The organism is Microbacterium sp. CFSPD4_SD4 (assembly GCF_057364585.1).
Genome location: NZ_JBNFOC010000002.1, coordinates 193,424 through 212,408, shown reverse-complemented (window position 1 = coordinate 212,408; position 18,985 = coordinate 193,424). Strand labels below are relative to the sequence as shown.

Sequence of the window (18,985 nt, the reverse complement as noted above, 5' to 3'; positions counted from 1 at the left end):
GTCCGATCAGAGCGGCGCGACGATGTCCTGCTTCACGTCCCACTCGGTGATCTCGAGGGCGACGTCGACCGACTGTCCCTGGACGGTCGCGGAGCTGGTCGAGGCGAGGTTGACGTAGTCCTCGGTGACCTCGAACACGACCTCGACCGGCGTGCCCGCCTGCTCGACGGTGCCGCTGACGAGGTAGACCTTCTGGCCGAGGCGCTCGCCCGTGCCGGTCACGGTGAAGTCGCCCGTGATGGCCTTCGCCGTCTCGGCGGGGTCCATCGCGGTGACGTCCTTCGCGGTGGTGCTGAGGCCGGCGATGATGGGGTCGCTCGACGACGGGTCGGCGGCCTGCCAGTCGCTGGACGGCGACTTCACCCAGACGTCGTCGCCGATCGCGACGATCGAGCCCATCGGGGAGAGCGACTCCAGCGCCTTCTCGGCCGGGTTGAAGCGCGTGGTGGACTCCATGCCCATCACGACGGTCTTGGCGGCGTAGCCGGCGGTGTCGGTCATGGCCTCGGCGATGCAGGCGCCGAGGGCCGAGCCGTCGACGGTGGCGCCGTCGGCCAGTTCGGGGCAGTCGCTGGACGGCGCTTCGGCCTCCTGCGACGCGGCCCCGCTCGGCTTCGACTCGGCAGGCTTCTCCGACGCTCCCGCCGAACATCCGGTGAGCATGACGGCGGCGGCCAGCACGACGCCGACCCCCCACTTGTTGACGCGCATGGCGCCCCCCTCCAGGTCCGTGCCGATGACCGTCACCAGGCACGCCCTCCAGCATGCCAAGGTCGGGCGGGAAGTGCGGGAGGCAGCTCCGAGGAAACTCCGCTAGACTGTCGAGGTTGTCTGCCTTCCGGCGTCCATTCGGTCTCCTGGGGCGGGCACGTGCACACACCCTCCTGCTCCCGGGAAAGTCCCGAGAGCCGTTCTAGTCCGAAGGAGGTGGGTAAGTGACGCACCAGTACGAACTCATGGTCATTCTGACCCCCGAGATCGACGAGCGCCAGGTCGCCCCGACGCTCGACAAGTTCCTGAAGGTCATCACCAACGATGGTGGCTCTATCGAGAACGTCGACATCTGGGGCAAGCGCCGTCTCGCCTACGAGATCCAGAAGAAGACCGAGGGCATCTACGCCGTCGTCAACTTCACCGCGACCAGCGCCGCCACGCAGGAGCTCGACCGTCAGCTCAAGCTGAACGAGCAGATCATGCGCACCAAGGTGCTCCGCGCCGAAGAGGCTCAGGCGATGATCGCTTCCGAGGCCAAGCGCTCCGAAGAGAAGGCTGCCCGCAAGGCCGCCAAGGCTGCGAAGGCCTAAGTCTCATGGCCGGCGAAACCGTCATCACCGTGGTGGGCAACCTCACCGCCGACCCCGAGCTGCGCTACACGCAGAACGGGCTGCCGGTGGCGAACTTCACCATCGCATCGACGCCTCGCAACTTCGACCGTGCCGCGAACGAGTGGAAGGACGGCGAAGCGCTGTTCCTCCGCGCCTCGGTGTGGCGTGAGTTCGCCGAGCACGTGGCGGGCTCGCTCACCAAGGGCATGCGCGTGATCGCGCAGGGTCGTCTGCGCCAGCGTTCCTACCAGGACCGTGAGGGCAACCAGCGCACCGCGATCGAGCTGGAGGTCGACGAGATCGGCCCCTCGCTGCGGTACGCGACCGCGCAGGTCACCCGTGCGGCCTCGGGCGGTGGCGGCGGGGGACAGTCCCGTCCCGCGCAGCAGCAGGTGTCGGAGGAGCCGTGGTCCACGCCCGGCTCGTCGACCAGCGCCGATGCCTGGAGCACTCCGGGCAGCTTCGGCGACGACACCCCCTTCTGAAAACACTTCTTCACGGGTGGGTCCCTGAGCTTGTCGAAGGGCCGCACCCCGCTCATCACTAAGGAAAAGCAATGGCTGGAAAGTCGAGCGGCGACCGCCGCAAGCCGCGGAAGGGCGCGAAGAACGCCGCTCCCGCGAAGTCCATCCGGGTCGGCGTCATCGATTACAAGGATGTCGCCACCCTCCGCAAGTTCGTCTCGGAGCGCGGCAAGATCCGCGCCCGTCGCATCACCGGTGTGTCGGTGCAGGAGCAGCGTCTGATCGCCACCGCGATCAAGAACGCGCGCGAGATGGCGCTCCTGCCCTACGCTGGCGCCGGCCGGTAAGGGGTACTGAGATGGCAAAGCTGATTCTCACGAACGAGGTCGCCGGGCTGGGTAGCGCCGGTGACGTGGTCGAGGTCAAGAACGGGTACGCCCGCAACTACCTCATCCCCCAGGGCTTCGCTACGGCGTGGACCCGTGGTGGCGAAAAGCAGGTCGCGTCGATCCAGGCCGCGCGTCAGGCACGCGCGATCCACGACCGCGACGAGGCTGTGGCCCTGAAGAACACCCTCGAGGGCACCAAGGTGCGTCTCGCGGTGAAGGCCGGCAAGGAAGGCCGTCTGTTCGGCTCGGTGAAGACCGCCGACGTCGCAGAGGCCGTCACGGCTGCGGGCCTCGGCTCGATCGACAAGCGCAAGGTGCACATCCCCTCGCCCATCAAGGCGACCGGTGAGCACGAGGCGACCGTGCGTCTGCACGAGGACGTCACTGCCGTCATCACGCTGCAGGTCGTCGCCGCCAAGTAAGGCACCCGACGGGCGCGCGCCTGTCGAACGGAACGCCCCCTGTCCTCCGGGACAGGGGGCGTTCGCGCATCCGGACGAGGTGAGGATCAGGCGACATTTCTCATACGCCGACGCAACATGCTGTGCTGTTGGCTCGATTCCATGGTGACACCACCCCCCTTCCCGACATCCAGAGCGCCCTGGGGCGATGCCGCGAAGGGGCTGCTGATCGTCCTCGTGGTGTTCTGGCACGTCGTGCTGAAGACCTACCTGCAGGTCGACTGGCGGCTCGGCATCCCCCTCCCCGGAGCCTGGGGTCTCGCGAGCGACCTCATCTGGCCGTTCCTCATGCCGTTGTTCCTGTTCCTGTCCGGGTACTTCGCCTCCGCGGCGCTGGCCCGACCGTGGGCCGTCGTGTTCCGTCCCCGCGTCGTCCGCTTCCTCTACCTGTATCTGCTGTGGAGCCTCATCCACGCCGCCGCGATGTGGGCATTCCCGGACTTCCCGACGTTCGTGCCGCGGAGCGTCTCCGCGTTCGTGGAGGGGGTGACGATCAGCCCGCCGAACACCTGGTACCTCTACGCGCTCGCGCTGTACTTCGTCGTCGCGAAGGGCCTGCACCGACTGCCGCGCGGCGTCCTGCTGGTGGGCTCCGGCATGCTCTCGGTGGCGGTGGCCGCCGGACTGGTCGACGTGGTGAGCAACCGCGGATCGCTCCTCTACAACCTCTTCTTCTTCCTCGGAGGTGCATACCTCGCGCCGCGCATCCGTCGCTTCACCGCTCGACCGCGACCCGCACTCGCCGGGGCCCTGATCCTCGGGTACCTCGCGGCCTACGCCGTCATGCGCGTGACGGGCACGGAGACCGTTCCCGGGGTGTGGCCGGCCGTGTCCGTCCTCGGGGTGGCGATGGGAATCGCGGTCGCCCCGATCCTCGCGGGCCTCCCTCTGGTCGGGCGGGGTCTGCAGGCGCTCGGCGTCCGCACCCTGCCGATCTACCTCCTGCACATGCCGCTGCTCGCGCTCGCCGACGCCGCGCTCGTGGGAGTGCTGTCCGACGCGGGGCAGGCGGTGCAACTGCTCGCGGCCGTCCTGCTCCCGGTCGTGCTGACGGCGGCTCTCGTCGCCGCGTGTATCGGCCTCGATCGGCTCACCGCTCGCGACGGACTCACCTGGCTGTGGGATCTGCCTCGTCGGCGGGCCGCGGTCGACGGCGCGCCTCGCAGAGTCCCCTGGCGGACCCCGGTCGCGGTGCTGGCACTGCTGGGGGTCGGCCTCGCCGTCACCGCGGCAGCGGCGATCCCCGCTCGGCCTTCCGCGATCATCGACCGCGCCGCCACCAGCGAGGGAGAAGTCAGCATCGGCGCCGTGGGCGACATCCTGCTGTACGACGCGTCGCGCGGAATCCCGGCGGATCGCGGGCGATCGACCTTCGACGAGGTACGCCCCTGGTTCACCGAGGACCTCGTCACCGGCAATCTGGAGCAGGTGATCGCGGCGGACACCGGCGTCGACAAGTGCGGCGGGAGCGACCACTGCCTCGCGTTCCGCAGCGAGCCGGATGCCGCTGCGGCGCTGCGCGGCTTCGACGTGCTCAATCAGGCGAACAACCACAGTCACGACTTCGGCCGGAAGGGCGTCGACGAGACGAGGGCCGTTCTGCGCGCGGAGGGCATGGACGCCGTCGGGGACCGGAACGAGGTCGTCGTGACGAGGGTGGGGGAGACCACCGTGGCCCTGGTCGGCTTCGCGCCCTATGGGGGATTCAACCGGGTCACCGACCTGCGTCACGTCGGTCAGGTCGTGCGTGCGGCGGCGGAGCAGGCCGACCTCGTCGTCGTCCACGCGCACATGGGCGCCGAGGGACCGGAGGCCGACGCGGTCACCGGGGGGACCGAGCTCAGCTTCGGGGAGAACCGGGGAGATCCGCAGGCGTTCGCGCACGCGGCCGTCGACGCCGGGGCCGATCTGGTGGTCGGGCACGGCCCGCACGTCGTCCGGGGTGCGGAGTTCTACCGCGGCCGCCTCATCGCGTACAGTCTGGGCAACTTCGCGGGAGGGGGCGTCTTCGGGGCCGAGGAGGAGACGCGCTTCGGCGCCTACCTGTCGGTCCGTCTCCGTGCCGACGGAACGTTTCTCGGCGGACAGGTCCGCTCGATCCGCTTGGCGGCCGACGGCGGCGCCCCGGAGCCCGATCCGACCGGTCGGGCCGGCGCCCTGATGGACGAGCGCGGCCGGCGGGACTTCCCGGGCAGTGCTGTCGTCGTCGACGCCGACGGGTCGATCGTCCTGCCGTGAGGATAGGCTGCTGGCCATGACGGACGACGTTCGCAATGTGCACGAGGCCCTGTCCACCATCCACGAGCACTGGCAGCCGCACCGGCTGACGAGCGTCAACGACTACGACGTCAAGGTCGTGAAGCTGCAGGGCGAATTCGTCTGGCACACGCATCCCGAGACCGACGAGCTGTTCTTCGTGGTGAGCGGACGCCTGACGATCCAGCTCCGCGACCGCGACGTCGTCCTGAACGCGAACGACGTGTTCGTGGTGCCCCGGGGCGTCGAGCACTGCCCGAAAGCCGAGGGAGAAGTGCACGCGATCCTCTTCGAGCCGAAGGGCACGGTCAACACCGGAGACGCAGGTGGCGACATGACGGCAGATCTCCAGGAGCTCGGCTAAGCCCCCGCATCGCGTCCCGTGCGTCCGCAGAACGGGCGCACGGATGCCCCGCGGTGGGGGGACCACGGGGCATCCGCCGATTGCGCGGCGGTCACGCTCGGCAGAGGAAGCGCAGCGAGGGCTGCACCGCACGTGCGGACGCTGCCGCGCACCGGCGGGGGCGAGTCTCCTCCCCCGAGGACATCGCCGCCGCCGGGGCTCAGCGCCTACGCCGTGCGACGGCGCAGCAGGCCCGCACCTCCCAGCAGCAGGAGAGCGGCGAGGGCCCACAGCCACGCGGCCGAGGCGCCACCGGTCATCGCGAGGCCGGTGGCCTCACCCGTCGCGGCGGCACCCGCAGCCCAGGGCATGCTGGTCATGCCGGCTCCGGTGCTCGGCGTCGTTCCCGGGTTCACTCCGGGGTCGGTGCCGGGGTTGGTGCCGGGGTCCGTGCCGGGGTCGGTGCCGGGGTCGGTGCCCGGGTCCGTTCCGGGATCAGTGCCCGGATCCGTGCCCGGGTCCGTTCCGGGGTTCGTGCCGGGATCGGTCACCGTGCTTTCGCCGACGACGGAGATCGCGTTCCCGCCGATCGTGATGGGAAGCGTCACGGGGAGCTCCAGCTGAGTCCCGCCGAGGATGCTGTCGTCGCCGCCGGTGGTGCTGCCGCCGGCCGCGGGTGCGGTCGGGGACGTGCCGCCGGTGGTGCCGGTGACGGTGGCGTCGTCGGTGACGGAGATGGCGTTGCCGGTGACGCCGATGGGGGCGGTCACGGGTGCGACCACCTGGGTGCCGCCGAGGGTGCTGTCGTCGCCCCCGGTGGTGCTGCCTCCGGCCGCGGGTGCGGTCGGGGCCGCGGTGCCGCCGGTGCCGGTGGCCTCGCTGTCGCCGAGGAGCGAGATGGCGTTGCCGTCGACGGTGACCGGGGCCGTCACCGGGGCGACGACCTGGGTGCCGCTCGCGGTGCCGTCCTCGCCCGAGGTGCTCGACCCGGTCGCGGGTGCGGTCGGGGTCGCAGTGCCGCCGGTGGTGCCGGAGGCCTCGCTGTCGCCGAGGAGCGAGATGGCGTTGCCGCCGACGGTGACAGGCGCCGTCACGGGTGCCACGGCCTGCGTGCCTCCGAGGATGCTGTCCTCACCGCCGGTGGTGCTCCCGCCGGCCGCGGGTGCGGTCGGGGCCGCGGTGCCGCCGGAGGTGCCGGAGGCCTCGCTGTCGCCGAGGACCGAGATGGCGTTGCCGCCCACCGTGACCGGGGCCGTCACCGGGGTGACGACCTGGGTGCCGCTCGCGGTGCCGTCCTCGCCCGAGGTGCTCGACCCGGTCGCCGGGGCAGGCACCGGTGCTGCGGCGCTCTCTCCCTCGGCGGCCGACTCGGAGTCGCCGAGCAGCGAGATGGCGTTGTCAGACACGGTCACCGGGGCGTTGACCGCAACGAGAGCCTGGGTGCCCGAGAGCACACCATCCAGGCCGTCCGTGTCGAGGGAAAGCACCCCGGCCGCGTCAGGGGCCTGGGGAGCCGCGCTCTGGGGAGGAGCGGCGGCCGGGGTGCTGGTCGTGGAGTCTTCGGTGAGACTGATGGCGTTGTCCGTCACCGTGACGGGAAGGTTCACGGTCAACACGGCTTGGGTGCCGGATGCCGTGCCCTCCTCGCCGCTCGTCTGCGGAGCGGGGGCGGGAGCCGGGGCAGGGGCTGGTGCCGGTGCCGGTGCCGGAGCGGGGGCCGGGGCAGGCGCCGTGGATGCCGCGTCGCCGAGCACGGAGATCGCGTTGTCGACGACCGTGATCGGGGCGGTGATGGGCGCTACGGCCTGGGTGCCGGAGAGCAAGCCGTCGTCTCCGGATGTCTCGGCCGCATTGGCGGCCGTCGCGCCGAGCAGGGTGATCCCGCCGGCGATGAGCGTGCCCCAGAGGACGCGCTTCGCGTAGGTACGCATGATGGTTCTCCTGACGTGACTGGTCTGTCTGATGGGATGCACGCGAGGAAGTGCGCGCGCAGCACGGCATCTGTCATCCGGGTGGGATGACGTGACAGTCCGTCAGTCGGGAGAGACGTCGGTGTCGGCGACGGGGGCGCCCGGCAGGGCGTCGTCCCGTGCGCCGGCGGCCCGCTCCCCAGCACGGAGCGGGGTGGCGCCGATCTCGCTGAGGCGAGCGGGGGCGCTGGCGGAACCTCCGGCCGAGGTGGCGGAGGAAGAGGCGGGGGCGGCCGGAGCGGCCGGAGGAGCACCGAGCGGCACCGGAGCGGCGTCACCGGCGCCGGCGTCCGAGGAGTCGGTCGCGGAGACCGGGCCTGCAAAGGAAGCCACGGTACGGAGCGCAGAGTGCTGGCCCGTGCTCGGGGAGGCCGACGGTGCGGGCGCAGGCTCGGGAAGCGCGGCGATCTCGTCGCGCGCCGTGGTCACACCCGCGGGGACGGAGCCCTCCGGGGTCTGCGGTGCGGCCGGCTCGAGTGGCGTGAGCACCTCGACGACCGGCGGAACGGTCTCATCGACGACGCCGCCGATCAGGCCGGTCGTGCCATCGACGACGCCGACGACGTTCTCGACCAGGTCGATGGCGCCGGAGTCGACGACGATGCCGCCGACCAGCGGAAGGCCGCCGACGAGGTCGAGCACGGGCGCCGTGATCTGTGAGACCGGTGCAGAGCCGAGCACGTCGGTCACGGGCTCGACGACCGTCTCGGTGGTCTCGGCGACCGCCTCGAGCACCGGGGCCGCGGTGTCTCCGACGACCGGGACCTGCGTCACCGTCTCGGTCACCGTCTCGACGACGGCGGGAGCGCCCTCCTGCACGGGAGCGACGGTGTGGGTCACGACCGGAGCCACGACCTCGTGCACCACGGGCGCGACGACCTCCTGGACCACCGGAGTCGCCACCTGGTTCACCACCGGAGCCACGACGTCGTTCACGACCGGCTTCGTCACGGCGGTGACGGTCTCGGATACGACCGAGGTGAGGCTGTCGAGCGGACCCTTCGGCTGCTCGTCCGCGTGCGCGGAGCCGCCGCCGGTGAGGACGGTCAGGGCTGCCCAGGCGAGCGCGCCGATTCCACCCCAGAGGACGGCGTGGGGTACGCCGCGTCGGGTGGTCCGAGCGTCCACGTCGTCCTCCCCCTCCGAAGGTCCACGGGTGTGTCGATGGGAGGCAGAATACTCGCGGACCCCCTGTCTGTCCAGGGGCGTTTACATCCGATTCTTCTCGTGTCAGATCGTGACGCGCCCGGCGGATTTCCGGCTTGACTTTCCCCAGGTTCTACACATGCCCCCTCCGGAGGGGAAACCTTCAACGCGCAATTTAAACTCGTTTTCATCCACAGGGTGGGGAAACGATGAAACCCCGGTCAGCGCGATAAAAAAAGTTCGGCGTTCACACCGTCCACCGGGTTATCCACACCTGTTCTGCACAGACACTCCGAGATTGTCCGCACGCTGTCCACATGGTTATCCACAGGCCGTGTTGCACCGTGTGGAGACCGCTCATAGCGTGGTCGAGCGACCGAATGTCGGGGGCACCTGCTTGTCTGGGGATGGCCGCCGCGCGGCCGCGGTCCCCCGCACCGGCGTCTGCGGATGCGCGCGCGGGGCCCGCCTCAGAACCGTCGCATCGAAGGGAACACAGTGTCGATCGCCGACATCTCCGAGGAGCGCCTGGGAGGGCAGCGTCCGCCCGAGCGCACGCCTCCGCACGACCTCCTCGCCGAGCAGAGCGCCCTGGGCGGCATGCTCCTGTCGAAGGACGCGGTCGCCGACGTGATCGAGACGCTCAAGGGCGCCGACTTCTACATCCCCAAGCACGAGCTCATCTTCGAGGCGATCCTCTCGCTCTACTCCCACGGCGAGCCGACCGACGTCGTCGCGGTCACCGACGAGCTGATCAAGACCGGTGAGCTGAACAAGGCCGGCGGCGCCGACTACCTGCACACGCTCACGTCGATCGTCCCGACCGCGGCCAACGCCGGCTACTACGCCGGCATCGTCTCCGAGCGCGCGATCCTCCGCCGCCTCGTCGACGCCGGGACGCGCATCGTCCAGCTCGGCTACGACGGCCAGGGCGACGCGACCGACATCGTCAACAACGCGCAGGCCGAGATCTATTCGGTGACCGGCTCGGAGACGGCGGAGGACTACGTGCCGCTCACGGTCGCGGTCGACGCCGCGGTCGAGGAGATCGAGGCAGCCAACGGCCGCGACGGTTCCATGACAGGCATCCCCACCGGCTTCCGCGAGCTCGACGAGCTCACCAACGGCCTGCACGGCGGGCAGATGATCGTCGTCGCCGCGCGACCCGCGATGGGAAAGTCCACGCTCGCCCTCGACTTCGCCCGTGCGGCCTCGATCGGGCACGACTTCCCCTCGATCTTCTTCTCCCTCGAGATGGGCAAGAGCGAGATCGCGATGCGTCTGCTCAGCGCCGAGGGGGCGATCCCGCTGCAGAACATGCGCAAGGGAACGCTCGACCCGCGGGACTGGACGACGGTCGCCGCCACCCGCGGCCGCATCAACGACGCCCCGCTCTACATCGACGACAGCCCGAACATGACGCTCGTCGAGATCCGGGCGAAGTGCCGACGGCTGAAGCAGCGGGCCGGTCTGCGCATGGTCATCATCGACTACCTCCAGCTCATGACGTCGGGTAAGCGCGTCGAGTCCCGTCAGCAGGAGGTCTCGGAGTTCTCCCGAAGCCTCAAGCTCATCGCCAAGGAGCTGCAGGTCCCGGTCATCGCACTGTCGCAGCTGAACCGTGGTCCCGAGCAGCGCCAGGACAAGAAGCCCGCCATCAGCGACCTGCGAGAGTCCGGATCGATCGAGCAGGACGCCGACATGGTCATCCTGCTGCACCGCGACTCGGTCTATGACAAGGACGTCCGTCCCGGCGAGGCCGACCTCATCGTGGCCAAGCACCGTAACGGTCCGACCGCGACCATCACCGTCGCCTTCCAGGGGCACTACTCCCGGTTCGCCGACATGGCGCCGGGCGGCGACTTCAACTGACCCCCGGCGTCAGCGTCCTGCGTCGGACGCCGACTCCTCGCGGAGGCTGAGCCGGACGTGGCAGGAGTGCGCGCTCGTGAACGGGATCACGCGTTCGATCTCCACGGGTCCGCCCGCTCTCGCCAGCACCGACTTCATGAGCTCCTCGTGCACCCGGCAGACCACGGTCTGGTCATCGGTCAGCAGCGTGTGGAAGCGGCAGGGGGAGAGGTCGACGGTCATCGCCTTCTCGTCGATGTCGGGCTGCAGGCCCACGTCGTCGAGGTGGTGGAACAGCGCGTCGAGCTGATGCGTCGCGGCCTCCGGGAGCCCGGATCGCGTCGCCGGGAGCACCGCGCGCATGAGGTCGCCGTGACGGATCGCCTCCTGGACCCGCCGTTCCTCGATCTCGTTCGGCTCGCTGGGCAGCACGGGGGAGAAGCGCAGCCGTGGTCTTCCGCGCCGACCGGTGTGCTCGACCTCGGACCGGGCGAGGCCCTCGCCCTCGAGCACGCGGAGGTGGTCGCGGAGCGTGTTCACGTGGAGGCCCATGCGGAGGGAGAGCTCGGCGAGGCCGATTCCCGGAGTGTCCATCAAGGCGGCGAGGACCCGCAGCCGACTGCTCTGCATGAGTCCGCGGTAGGCGTCGGTAGGACGTGGCATGTTACCCATTATCCCCTGAGCGTGGAGCGAGGGGCCGATTTCCACGGTCACCCGTCGCCCGGGGTGCGGACCGCCCGGTTAGCCTGAGGCCATGACGGGTGGACGCACGGTGACGGCGCTGCGCCTGCTGCTGCCCGCTTTCCTGCTCGGGGCGATCATCGCGATCTCGTTCCTGGAGGCACCGCTGAAGTTCCTGGCTCCCGGAATCACGATCCCGCTGGGTCTCGGCATCGGTCGCCTCGTGTTCACCGCCCTCAACGTCCTCGCGGGAGCGGTGCTCCTCGTGTTGACGGCGGTCAGCGTCCGTGCCCGTGCCGGGCGCTCCTCGGCTCTGCTGCTCGGCGGGCTGTGGCTGGTGTTCCTCGTCGAGGTCATCGTCATCCGCCCGATCCTCAATCGGCGCAGCGACCTCGTCATCGCAGGGCAGGAGGCTCCGGGAACGGATGGCGCGCACTACGCCTACATCGTCGCGGACGTGACGATGGTGGTGCTGCTCGTGGCGTTCCTCGTGGTCACGGTGCGTGCGGCGCTTCCGCCGCGCGCGTCCTCTTCGACGACCGACGTTTAGGACGCGTCGGACGCAGCGGATTCCAGCAGTCGGCGCGCGCTGTCCCGAGCGGTCGCGAACGGCTCCGCGAACGTCCCCATGCCGACGGTGACGATCGCGCCTTCATAGAGGAGCATGAGCGTCTCGGCGAGCCGGTCCGGGTCGTGGAACCCGGCCTCACCGCAGAGCTCAGCGAAGACCGCGAGCAGCCACTCCTTCTCGCGACGAGCCTCGGCGAGCACCAGCGGGGCGTCCCCGGGGCCGTCGATCTCGGCGCGCGCGTTGATGGCGCTGCATCCCTTGGTGCTGTGGTCCGGCACCCAGGAGATGGCGGCATCGAAGATCGCGAGCACGCGGGCGTGCCCCGGCTCCGGGACCCGTGCGAGGTGAGCGGCGACGTGATCCCGCCAGCGGGCGTCCCGGTGCTGCAGGTAGGACACGACGAGCGCTTCCTTCGATCCGAAGCGGTCGTACAGGGTCTTCTTCGTCACCCCGGCCGCAGCGGCGATGGTGTCGACCCCGACGGCGTGTATGCCGCGCTCGTAGAAGAGGTCGGAGGCGGCGTCGAGCACGCGGCGCGCCCCGGGCGTCAGCGGCGGCAGCTCCGGCACGGTTGTCGACATGCAGCGAGTATACCAACCTGTATAGTGACGGGATGAGTAAACAGATCGGTATACTCTCCCGGGTCGTGACCGCGGGTGCGGCGGTGGCCTTCGTCCTCACGTGGAGCTCGGGATTCCTCATCCCCGCGGTCGCCACCGCGGACGTCGACCCGCTGACGCTCCTGGTCTGGCGGTTCACGCCCCTCGCCGTCCTGCTCGTGACCCTTGTCGCGGTGTCCGGAGCGGCGAAGGGGATGACCGCGCGGGAGCTCGGTGTCCAAGCGGTCATCGGAGCGCTCGCCCAATTCGGGTACTGCGCTGCGGTGTACGCAGCCGTCGCCGCAGGGATCGCCACCGGCACCGTCGCGCTGATCGACGCGGTCCAGCCGCTGCTCGTCGCCGTGCTGGTCGGGCCGGTGCTGGGCCTCCGTGTGCGCGGCGCCCAGGTGGCGGGACTGGTGATCGGGGCGGTGGGGGTGCTGCTCGTGGTGCAGTCCCAGTTCGGCGCGGGCTCCGCGCCGCTGGTCGCGTATCTGCTTCCGGCGGCGGCGATGGTCTGCCTCGTGATCGGCACCCTGGTGCAGCGGCGGACGGCCGTGCGTACGGGGGTGCTGCTGACCCTGACCATCCACGTGAGCGTGACCGCCGTGCTGCTTCTCGTCATCGCCGCGCTCGCCGGGGCACTCGTGCCGCCGGCGCGACCGTCGTTCTGGATCGCCGTGGTCCTGACCGCCGTCTTCCCCACGCTCGGCGCCTATGGCCTCTACTGGTGGCTGCTGCGCCGGGTCGGCATCACCGCACTGCAGGCGCTGTTCTTCCTCGTCGCCCCGGCGACCGCGATCGGCGGGGCGCTGCTGCTCGGCGAACCCCTCACGGCGATCACGCTCGGCGGGTTCGTGCTGTGCGGCGCCGGGGTGACCGCGGTGCTCGTGAGCGAGGCGCGGAACCGGGGCGCGGAGGTGGAGGGAGGCTCCGCGATGCCGGGTCAGGGCCGGACGCGGACCGCCCGGCCCTCGAAGGTCACCACATCGCCGTCGCGGAGCTGACGCCCGCGGCGCCGGTCCACCTCGCCGTTCACGGTGACGTAGCCGTCGATGATGACCTCTTTCGCGTCGCCGCCCGAGTCCAGCAGTCCCGCGAACTTGAGGAACTGGCCGAGGCGGATGACCTCGCCGCCGATGGAGACCTCGTCGATCGGATCGGAGTTCGTCATCCTTGCATGCTAGCCGTCAGGGCCGCGGTCACTCGTCGACGTCGGTGCCGACGACCGCGAACGAGGCGTCGAAGGAGATGTCGATCGAGCGGTTGTCCGTCGTGAGGACGGAGGCGTCGTAGGGGCTCACGTCGTCGGATTCCACATCGAGGTCGGTGATCATCCCCTCGGCCTCGGCGAGGGCGGCGTCGACGAGAGTGCGGATGGTCTCCTCGTCCAGCGTGAGAGTCGGTCCCTTGTCGTCGTCGTCTGCGGCGTCGGTCGACACCACGGTCGCGGTGAGGTCGTCGTCCACGCGCACCTCGGTCTCGTCCCCGGCGGACGTGGTCAGCTGCACTTCCCACGTTCCGTCGCGCTTCGCGTCGATCGAGGTGACCTCGCCCTCGGCGGCGTCCTGGGCGGCGGCGGCGATCGCGAGGAGCTCGTCGACGTCGTCGGTGCCGATGCCGGTGACAGGGCCGCGGTCGCCCCGGTCTCCGCTCGGGCGGGCATCCTCATCGCCGCGGTGGTCACCGCGCGGGCCGTGGTCGCCCTCGTGTCGGGGGCCCTCCATGGCGGGGCGGTCGTCGTCGTCGCCGAACTCGTCGCCGATCGCGGCACCCACCGCGACGCCTCCGCCGGCGAGCAGCACCGCGGCCGCGATCCCGCCGCCGATCAGGAGCGCGCGCTTGCGTCCGGGCGTGGCGGGGGTCGCGGCGACCGGTGCCTCCGGGGCGGCGGCAGGGCCGGGGGTCGGTGCGGGGTCGGTGCGACCGGGACCGTCGGGGCGTCGGCGGTGGTGCCGGGACCGGCGGGGGAGTCCTGTCCGGCGTGCTGGTCCTGGCCCGCGCTCGGGACCGCGGGTGCCGCGTTCTGACCCGCGGTGTCGTTCTCGTCCGGCGTGGGGTTCTGGTCGGGAGCAGGAGTCTTGTCGTTCATGTTTCGATGGTCTCCCGACGCCGCTGAAGCCACCCTGAAGCCTCCTGAAGCCCCGTTCAGGAACCGATATCTCGGGCCCGACTTCGGAGCTCGGGAACGACACGCCGCCGTGCGTCGGCTATGACCGGGGTGTCGTCGGGGATCTCCGAAACTGTGCCCGGGCGGTCGGTCAGGAGAGAGGGCCGGCGAGGGGGAGGGTGACGGTGAAGCGGGCGCCGCCCCACCGGGAGGTGTCCACCGTGATCGCGCCGTGGGCGGCGGTGGCGATGCCGTGCGCGATCGCGAGACCGAGCCCGCTGCCTCCCGCGTCGCGACTGCGGGCCTCATCGAGCCGGACGAAGCGCTCGAAGATGCGGTCCCGCTCCTCCGGCGGGATGCCGGTGCCGTCGTCTTCGACCGTGAGCACGACGTGCTGCGGCTGCGGTTCCACCCCGATCGCCACCCGGCCGTTGCTGTGCCGCGCGGCGTTGTCGGCGAGGTTCCGCAGCAGCTGGCCGAGCAGCCGGGGGTCGCCGACGGTGCGGGCCGCACGGATGCCGGAGCCGTCGACGTCGAGCCCGGTGGCCCGCAGCCGACGCACCTCCGCGAGGGCCAGGTCGTCCAGGTCCACCGGTTCGGTGCTCCCGGTGACACCCTCGTCGAGGCGGGCGAGGAGCAGCAGCGACTCCACGATGCCCTGCAACCGCAGCCCCTCCTCGGACACCACCTCCGCGAGCTCGTCGATGCTGGTCACCTCCGGGTGCGCCTGGGCGAGCTCCGCGTGCTGACGGATCGTCGCCAGGGGGGAGCGGAGCTCGTGCGAAGCATCGGACACGAAGCGGCGCTGCGCGGTCGCCGCCGCGTCGAGCCGGTCGAGCATCCCGTTCATCGTCACGGCGAGGGAGTGGATCTCGTCCGCGGTGTCGGGAACGGGCACCCGGTGATCGAGGCGCTCGGCGGTGATGCCCTCGACCTCCTGACGGATGCGGGTGACAGGGCGCAGCGCGCGCCCCGTGACGAGCCAGGTCGTGACGGCCACGAGCAGCAGCAGCGCGGGGACGGCGATCACGAGCAGCGTCGCCACCGTCGACAGGGTCTCCGCATCCTCGTCCATCGGCACCGCGAGGACGAGGGTCTGGTCGCCCTCGACGTCTTCCGACACCACGACCATCGGCTCGCCGTCGATCCGGACGACTTGCGGATCGTCGTCCACGGGCAGCGGGGTGGCGCCGAGCGCATCGGCGGCCTCCTCGCTCGCCGCGCGCACCGCTCCGTCCCGCCCGAGCAGCTGCACGAGGTCGTCATCGAGCTGGTCCGGACCGCGGCGTCCCGGACCGTCGAGCCGGCTGACGAGCTCTTCCAGCCGCTGCTCCGCCGCGCGTTCGGTGCTGCCGTGGATGCTCGCGCTCAGCACCCCGTAGAAGGAGAAGGCTCCGAGGAGCAGCGCGACTGCGACGACGAGGGTGGCGCCCAGGGTCGTCCGGCCGCGGACCGACCGCCAGAGCCGCCTAGCCACCGTTCGCCGCCAGCCGATAGCCCGCGCCGCGGATGGTCTCGATCGCCTCGCGCCCGAACGGCTTGTCGACCTTGCGGCGGAGGTGGCCGATGTACACCTCGACGATGTTCGGGTCGCCGTCGAAGTCGTCGTCCCAGACGCCGGCCAGGAGGTCGCGCTTCGACAGCACCTGCCCGCGGTGGCGCATCAGATGCTCGAGCACCGCGAACTCGCGGGCCGTGAGGGAGATCGGGGTCTCGCCACGCCACACGTGGTGTCCGGCGGGGTCCAGCCGCAGGTCGCCGGCCTCCAGGATCGTCGGTCGTGCCACGGCACCGCGGCGCACGAGAGCCCGGAGCCGCGCCACGAGGATCGCAAACGAGAAGGGCTTGGTGACGTAGTCGTCGGCGCCGCTCTCCAGCGCCTCCACCTGATCCCACTCGCCGTCCTTGGCGGTGAGCATCAGCACGGGAGTCCAGTTCTCCTCGGCGCGCAGGGCCTCGCACACCTTCCACCCGCTCATGCCGGGCATCATCAGGTCGAGCACGATGGCGTCGTACCGGGTCTCGCGGGCCCGCCAGAGGCCGTCGATGCCGTTGTGGGCGACGTCGACCGCGAAGCCCTCCGCCTCGAGTCCGCGGCGCACGCCCTCGGCCAGACGCACCTCGTCGTCCACCACCAGGATCCGCATCCCCCCAGTGTGGCGCGTCGTCGCTGAATCGGGGCTGAAGCGGTCGGGCCGCTTCGAATCGCGCACCTGGTTCCATTCCGGGCTCAGATGCAGCCAGTTGCGCGATTCGAAGAGGGACTTACGACGAGAGGTGCGTCTGGATCTCGCGGATCACCACGCCGAGGGGGCCGGAGGAGAGGAGCCCGGGGCCGAGGGGGCCGGCGGGGTCGGTGCCCAGGGGCGGGAGGGGGCGCAGGGCTGCAGCGGCTTCGGGGGAGAGCTGCGCGAGTTGCCAGCGCACTTCGGCGGCACGGGAGTCGGGATCATCCGGGTGTGCCAGCTCGACAGCTCGCGCGGCGTAGGCGGCTGCCCCGAGAGCATGCGCTCCCATGTGCGCGACCCCGGCGGCCTGAGCTGCGGAGCGGGCGGCCGCGGTGCCGGCAGGGGTCACGGCGCTGCGGGCGGCCCTGCCGGCCACGAAACGACGACGGATCTCGCCTGCAGCTGTGAGCTCGCCCCGCGCGAAGGCGCGCGTCCTGGCGATGGCATCGCGCGCACGGTCGTCGTCCGGGGCCTCGCTCTCGAACAGCGGCAGCACGCGCTCGGCGCAGTCGGCCGCCCACACCGCGACGATCCGGCGGTCGGCCTCGGTCATGCCCTGAGGAGTCGACATGGGACTCACCTCGCCCGTCGTTCGGTGCGCGCACGTGCCGCCTCGTGTGCCTCCCGGAGAAGGGCGAGCACGGTACCCGCCGTCGCCTCTGCGGGATCGATCACGCACACCCAGCCGGCGTCGCCGTACAGGGGGTGGGGGCGGAAGACGTCGACCGCCGTCGGGTCGGTGTCGCCGCCCGTGAGAGACCCCGCCGCGATGATCGACTCCGCGTGCTCGCGTCCGACGTGGATGTTCACCCGGAAGCGCTCTGGAGCGTCCAGCGCCGAGGACGTGTCGTCGGGATAGTCCTTCGTGATGATCGTCCCGTACGGCTGCGTGTGCTCCGGCATCCGGCCGTCGGGCGCGTGGTAGAAGTACGCGTCTCCCCATGACAGTTCGGGGAAGTCGCTACCTGCCTCCGGGGCCACGACGAGCACGCCGTCGAACGAGCGGACCTCTTCGATGATCTCCTGCATATCCATCCTTCAATGCTGAGGCTGATGTGCTTATGTGGACGCAAGGCCCGGAAAGACGAGGAAGCACGTGCAGAACCCTCAAGAGCAGGTGATGACGACGGCGGCGCTCGGACGGCTGGTCGACTACTCGACACAGCAGGTGCGCGACCTCGAGCGCCTCGGTGTCCTCCCCGCCGCAGAGCGCGGTGCGAACGGGTACCGGCGGTATCGGAGGCCGCATGCCCTGGCGCTGCGCGCCTATCGCGCGTTGGCGACGGCGCTCGGTCCGGTACCCGCGCGTCGACTGATGCCCGCTCTCATCGGCGGATCGGTCGAGCACGCGGCGGAGGAGATCGACACTCTGCACGCGGATCTCGCCCTCGAACGCTCACGGGTGCGCGCGGCCCTGCGCGGACTCGAGGACGCGGTGGCGGAGGCCGACGACCCGTTCGTCGAGGACGATGCGATGGCCATCGGCGAACTCGCCCAGGCGCTCGGCGTCCGGTCCTCCGCGCTGCGGCACTGGGAGCGAGAAGGGCTCGTGCGCCCCCGTCGTCGTGCGGGATCGGTGCGCTCCTATGACTCCCTCGGGATCACCGAGGCGCGGATCGCCGCCGCTCTGCGCTCGGGCGGCTACGGCATCCCCGCCGTTTCGCGCATCATCGACGAGGTGCGCGCGCATGGTGACACCGAAGAAGTTCACCGCATCCTCGCGGAGCGGCTGGCCGACCTCACGCGCCGCAGCGTCGCGCTTCTCGCGGCGGCAGGTCACCTGCACGCCCTGCTGACGGAACGCCTCGCGGAGGAGGCGGGTTCGTCGCTCACGCCCGCGCCGGGATCTGCGCCAGCACATCCTGGATCAGCGGATTCTCGTCGAGCGGGTCGGTGATGACCGCGGCGACCGCCTCGAACGGCAGCACAGGGTAGCGCGAGGCGGCGCCGATCTTCTCGTCGCTGGCCAGCACGACCGTCGCGGCGCATCGAGAGGCGATCGCCCGCTTGGTGACGGCATCGTCGAGCTCGCCCGTCGTGAGACCGTGTCGGGGGTCGACGCCCGTGACGCCGACGAAGAACACGTCGGCGGCGAGGTGCTGGATCGCCTCCATCGCGAGTCCCCCTCCGGCGACGAGGGAGTGCCGGGCGAGCTCGCCGCCGATCATGATCACGCGCGCATCCGAGTGCTCGGCGACGGCCAGGGCGACGGCAGGACTCGGGGTGATGACCGTGATGTCGGTGCCGGAGGGAAGCAGTCGCGCCATTGCGAGCGTGGTGGTTCCGGCATCCAGCACGATCGTCGATCCGGGGAGGATGGTCGTGACCGCCTGGCGGGCGACCCGCTCCTTGCTCTCGGTCGCCAGATCGTGGCGCTCCCGCACCGGGCGATCGGCCGCGGCGATGGGCAGCGCGCCGCCGTACACGCGCTGGAGCCTCCCCTCCTCAGCGAGTTCGCGGAGGTCGCGGCGGATGGCGTCCTCCGAGACTCCGAGGTCATCGGCCGCAGCCTTCGCCACGACCCGTCCCTCGCGGGCGAGCACGGCGAGCAGGTGGTCCTTGCGCTGAGCAGCGAGCATACGATTCCTCAC

At 70.8% G+C, this 18,985-nt stretch carries 23 protein-coding genes; 10 read left to right on the top strand and 13 right to left on the bottom strand.

Going from position 1 to position 18,985, the window contains the following annotated elements:
- Positions 1 to 6: 6 nt before the first annotated feature.
- Positions 7 to 711: a hypothetical protein gene (locus tag AC2W7E_RS05080; RefSeq protein WP_085605367.1), complete on the bottom strand. Its 705-nt coding sequence runs from the start codon at positions 709 to 711 to the stop codon at positions 7 to 9.
- Positions 712 to 935: 224 nt separating this feature from the next.
- On the opposite strand from AC2W7E_RS05080, the gene rpsF reads away from it, so the two are divergent.
- The 6 genes from rpsF (at position 936) to AC2W7E_RS05050 (ending at position 5,259) form a co-directional block, all read left to right on the top strand.
- Positions 936 to 1,304 (top strand): 30S ribosomal protein S6, encoded by a 369-nt coding sequence (rpsF, locus tag AC2W7E_RS05075; protein ID WP_021201450.1) that lies wholly within the window; start codon positions 936 to 938, stop codon positions 1,302 to 1,304.
- Positions 1,305 to 1,309: 5 nt separating this feature from the next.
- Entirely contained in the window at positions 1,310 to 1,810 is a 501-nt protein-coding gene (locus AC2W7E_RS05070; protein ID WP_062637790.1) for a single-stranded DNA-binding protein, read from the top strand.
- A gap of 71 nt (positions 1,811 to 1,881) precedes the next feature.
- On the top strand, positions 1,882 to 2,136 hold the full coding sequence (rpsR, locus tag AC2W7E_RS05065) for a 30S ribosomal protein S18 (RefSeq protein ID WP_017203799.1): 255 nt from the start codon (positions 1,882 to 1,884) through the stop codon (positions 2,134 to 2,136).
- Positions 2,137 to 2,147: 11 nt separating this feature from the next.
- On the top strand, positions 2,148 to 2,600 hold the full coding sequence (gene rplI / locus AC2W7E_RS05060) for a 50S ribosomal protein L9 (protein ID WP_025102814.1): 453 nt from the start codon (positions 2,148 to 2,150) through the stop codon (positions 2,598 to 2,600).
- Positions 2,601 to 2,741: 141 nt separating this feature from the next.
- A complete protein-coding gene (locus AC2W7E_RS05055) occupies positions 2,742 to 4,877 on the top strand; it encodes a CapA family protein (RefSeq protein WP_485988672.1) in 2,136 nt (711 codons plus the stop codon).
- A gap of 16 nt (positions 4,878 to 4,893) precedes the next feature.
- Complete coding sequence (locus AC2W7E_RS05050; RefSeq protein ID WP_485988671.1) at positions 4,894 to 5,259, top strand: cupin domain-containing protein; 366 nt, start codon at positions 4,894 to 4,896, stop codon at positions 5,257 to 5,259.
- Positions 5,260 to 5,465: 206 nt separating this feature from the next.
- On the opposite strand, the gene AC2W7E_RS05045 is transcribed toward AC2W7E_RS05050, so the two are convergent.
- Positions 5,466 to 7,169: a hypothetical protein gene (locus tag AC2W7E_RS05045; protein WP_485988670.1), complete on the bottom strand. Its 1,704-nt coding sequence runs from the start codon at positions 7,167 to 7,169 to the stop codon at positions 5,466 to 5,468.
- A 102-nt stretch (positions 7,170 to 7,271) separates the two neighbouring features.
- Positions 7,272 to 8,336: a hypothetical protein gene (locus AC2W7E_RS05040; protein WP_485988669.1), complete on the bottom strand. Its 1,065-nt coding sequence runs from the start codon at positions 8,334 to 8,336 to the stop codon at positions 7,272 to 7,274.
- Positions 8,337 to 8,852: 516 nt separating this feature from the next.
- Between AC2W7E_RS05040 and dnaB the strand changes: the two genes are divergently transcribed.
- Positions 8,853 to 10,226 carry a replicative DNA helicase gene (gene dnaB, locus AC2W7E_RS05035; RefSeq protein WP_025102810.1) on the top strand — a complete coding sequence of 458 codons (1,374 nt, stop codon included), beginning with the start codon at positions 8,853 to 8,855 and terminating at the stop codon, positions 10,224 to 10,226.
- Between the two features lie 9 nt (positions 10,227 to 10,235).
- Here the strand turns inward: dnaB and AC2W7E_RS05030 are convergent, their stop codons facing one another.
- Entirely contained in the window at positions 10,236 to 10,868 is a 633-nt protein-coding gene (locus tag AC2W7E_RS05030; RefSeq protein ID WP_062765801.1) for a winged helix-turn-helix transcriptional regulator, read from the bottom strand.
- A 91-nt stretch (positions 10,869 to 10,959) separates the two neighbouring features.
- Here AC2W7E_RS05030 and AC2W7E_RS05025 point away from each other — a divergent pair, with 91 nt between their 5' ends.
- Positions 10,960 to 11,436: a hypothetical protein gene (locus AC2W7E_RS05025; protein WP_485988668.1), complete on the top strand. Its 477-nt coding sequence runs from the start codon at positions 10,960 to 10,962 to the stop codon at positions 11,434 to 11,436.
- Here the strand turns inward: AC2W7E_RS05025 and AC2W7E_RS05020 are convergent.
- Positions 11,433 to 12,038 (bottom strand): TetR/AcrR family transcriptional regulator, encoded by a 606-nt coding sequence (locus AC2W7E_RS05020; protein WP_378868694.1) that lies wholly within the window; start codon positions 12,036 to 12,038, stop codon positions 11,433 to 11,435. The two genes, AC2W7E_RS05025 and AC2W7E_RS05020, sit on opposite strands and share 4 nt — an antisense overlap.
- A gap of 32 nt (positions 12,039 to 12,070) precedes the next feature.
- Between AC2W7E_RS05020 and AC2W7E_RS05015 the strand changes: the two genes are divergently transcribed.
- Complete coding sequence (locus AC2W7E_RS05015; protein WP_485988667.1) at positions 12,071 to 13,063, top strand: DMT family transporter; 993 nt, start codon at positions 12,071 to 12,073, stop codon at positions 13,061 to 13,063.
- On the opposite strand, the gene AC2W7E_RS05010 is transcribed toward AC2W7E_RS05015, so the two are convergent.
- The 7 genes from AC2W7E_RS05010 to AC2W7E_RS04980 form a co-directional block, all read right to left on the bottom strand.
- Complete coding sequence (locus tag AC2W7E_RS05010; protein ID WP_025102805.1) at positions 13,003 to 13,230, bottom strand: RNA-binding S4 domain-containing protein; 228 nt, start codon at positions 13,228 to 13,230, stop codon at positions 13,003 to 13,005. The genes AC2W7E_RS05015 and AC2W7E_RS05010 overlap by 61 nt on opposite strands.
- 28 nt (positions 13,231 to 13,258) lie before the next feature.
- The gene (locus AC2W7E_RS05005; protein WP_485988666.1) at positions 13,259 to 13,834 is read right to left on the bottom strand and encodes a hypothetical protein; all 576 of its coding nucleotides are present in this window, start codon (positions 13,832 to 13,834) and stop codon (positions 13,259 to 13,261) included.
- Positions 13,835 to 13,884: 50 nt separating this feature from the next.
- Complete coding sequence (locus AC2W7E_RS05000; RefSeq protein WP_485988665.1) at positions 13,885 to 14,148, bottom strand: hypothetical protein; 264 nt, start codon at positions 14,146 to 14,148, stop codon at positions 13,885 to 13,887.
- A gap of 169 nt (positions 14,149 to 14,317) precedes the next feature.
- On the bottom strand, positions 14,318 to 15,643 hold the full coding sequence (locus tag AC2W7E_RS04995) for a sensor histidine kinase (protein WP_485988664.1): 1,326 nt from the start codon (positions 15,641 to 15,643) through the stop codon (positions 14,318 to 14,320).
- Positions 15,636 to 16,313, bottom strand: coding sequence for a response regulator transcription factor (locus AC2W7E_RS04990; protein WP_025102802.1), 678 nt, complete (start codon positions 16,311 to 16,313; stop codon positions 15,636 to 15,638). Before AC2W7E_RS04990 ends, AC2W7E_RS04995 begins: the two co-directional genes overlap by 8 nt.
- A gap of 118 nt (positions 16,314 to 16,431) precedes the next feature.
- Positions 16,432 to 16,965, bottom strand: a complete 534-nt coding sequence (locus AC2W7E_RS04985) for a putative immunity protein (protein WP_485988663.1) — start codon at positions 16,963 to 16,965, stop codon at positions 16,432 to 16,434.
- A gap of 5 nt (positions 16,966 to 16,970) precedes the next feature.
- Positions 16,971 to 17,423, bottom strand: coding sequence for a DUF6194 family protein (locus AC2W7E_RS04980; protein ID WP_485988662.1), 453 nt, complete (start codon positions 17,421 to 17,423; stop codon positions 16,971 to 16,973).
- 67 nt (positions 17,424 to 17,490) lie between these two features.
- Between AC2W7E_RS04980 and AC2W7E_RS04975 the strand changes: the two genes are divergently transcribed.
- On the top strand, positions 17,491 to 18,291 hold the full coding sequence (locus tag AC2W7E_RS04975; protein ID WP_485988661.1) for a MerR family transcriptional regulator: 801 nt from the start codon (positions 17,491 to 17,493) through the stop codon (positions 18,289 to 18,291).
- Here AC2W7E_RS04975 and AC2W7E_RS04970 read toward each other — a convergent pair.
- A complete protein-coding gene (locus AC2W7E_RS04970; protein ID WP_085605240.1) occupies positions 18,224 to 18,973 on the bottom strand; it encodes a DeoR/GlpR family DNA-binding transcription regulator in 750 nt (249 codons plus the stop codon). The two genes, AC2W7E_RS04975 and AC2W7E_RS04970, sit on opposite strands and share 68 nt — an antisense overlap.
- Positions 18,974 to 18,985: the final 12 nt, after the last annotated feature.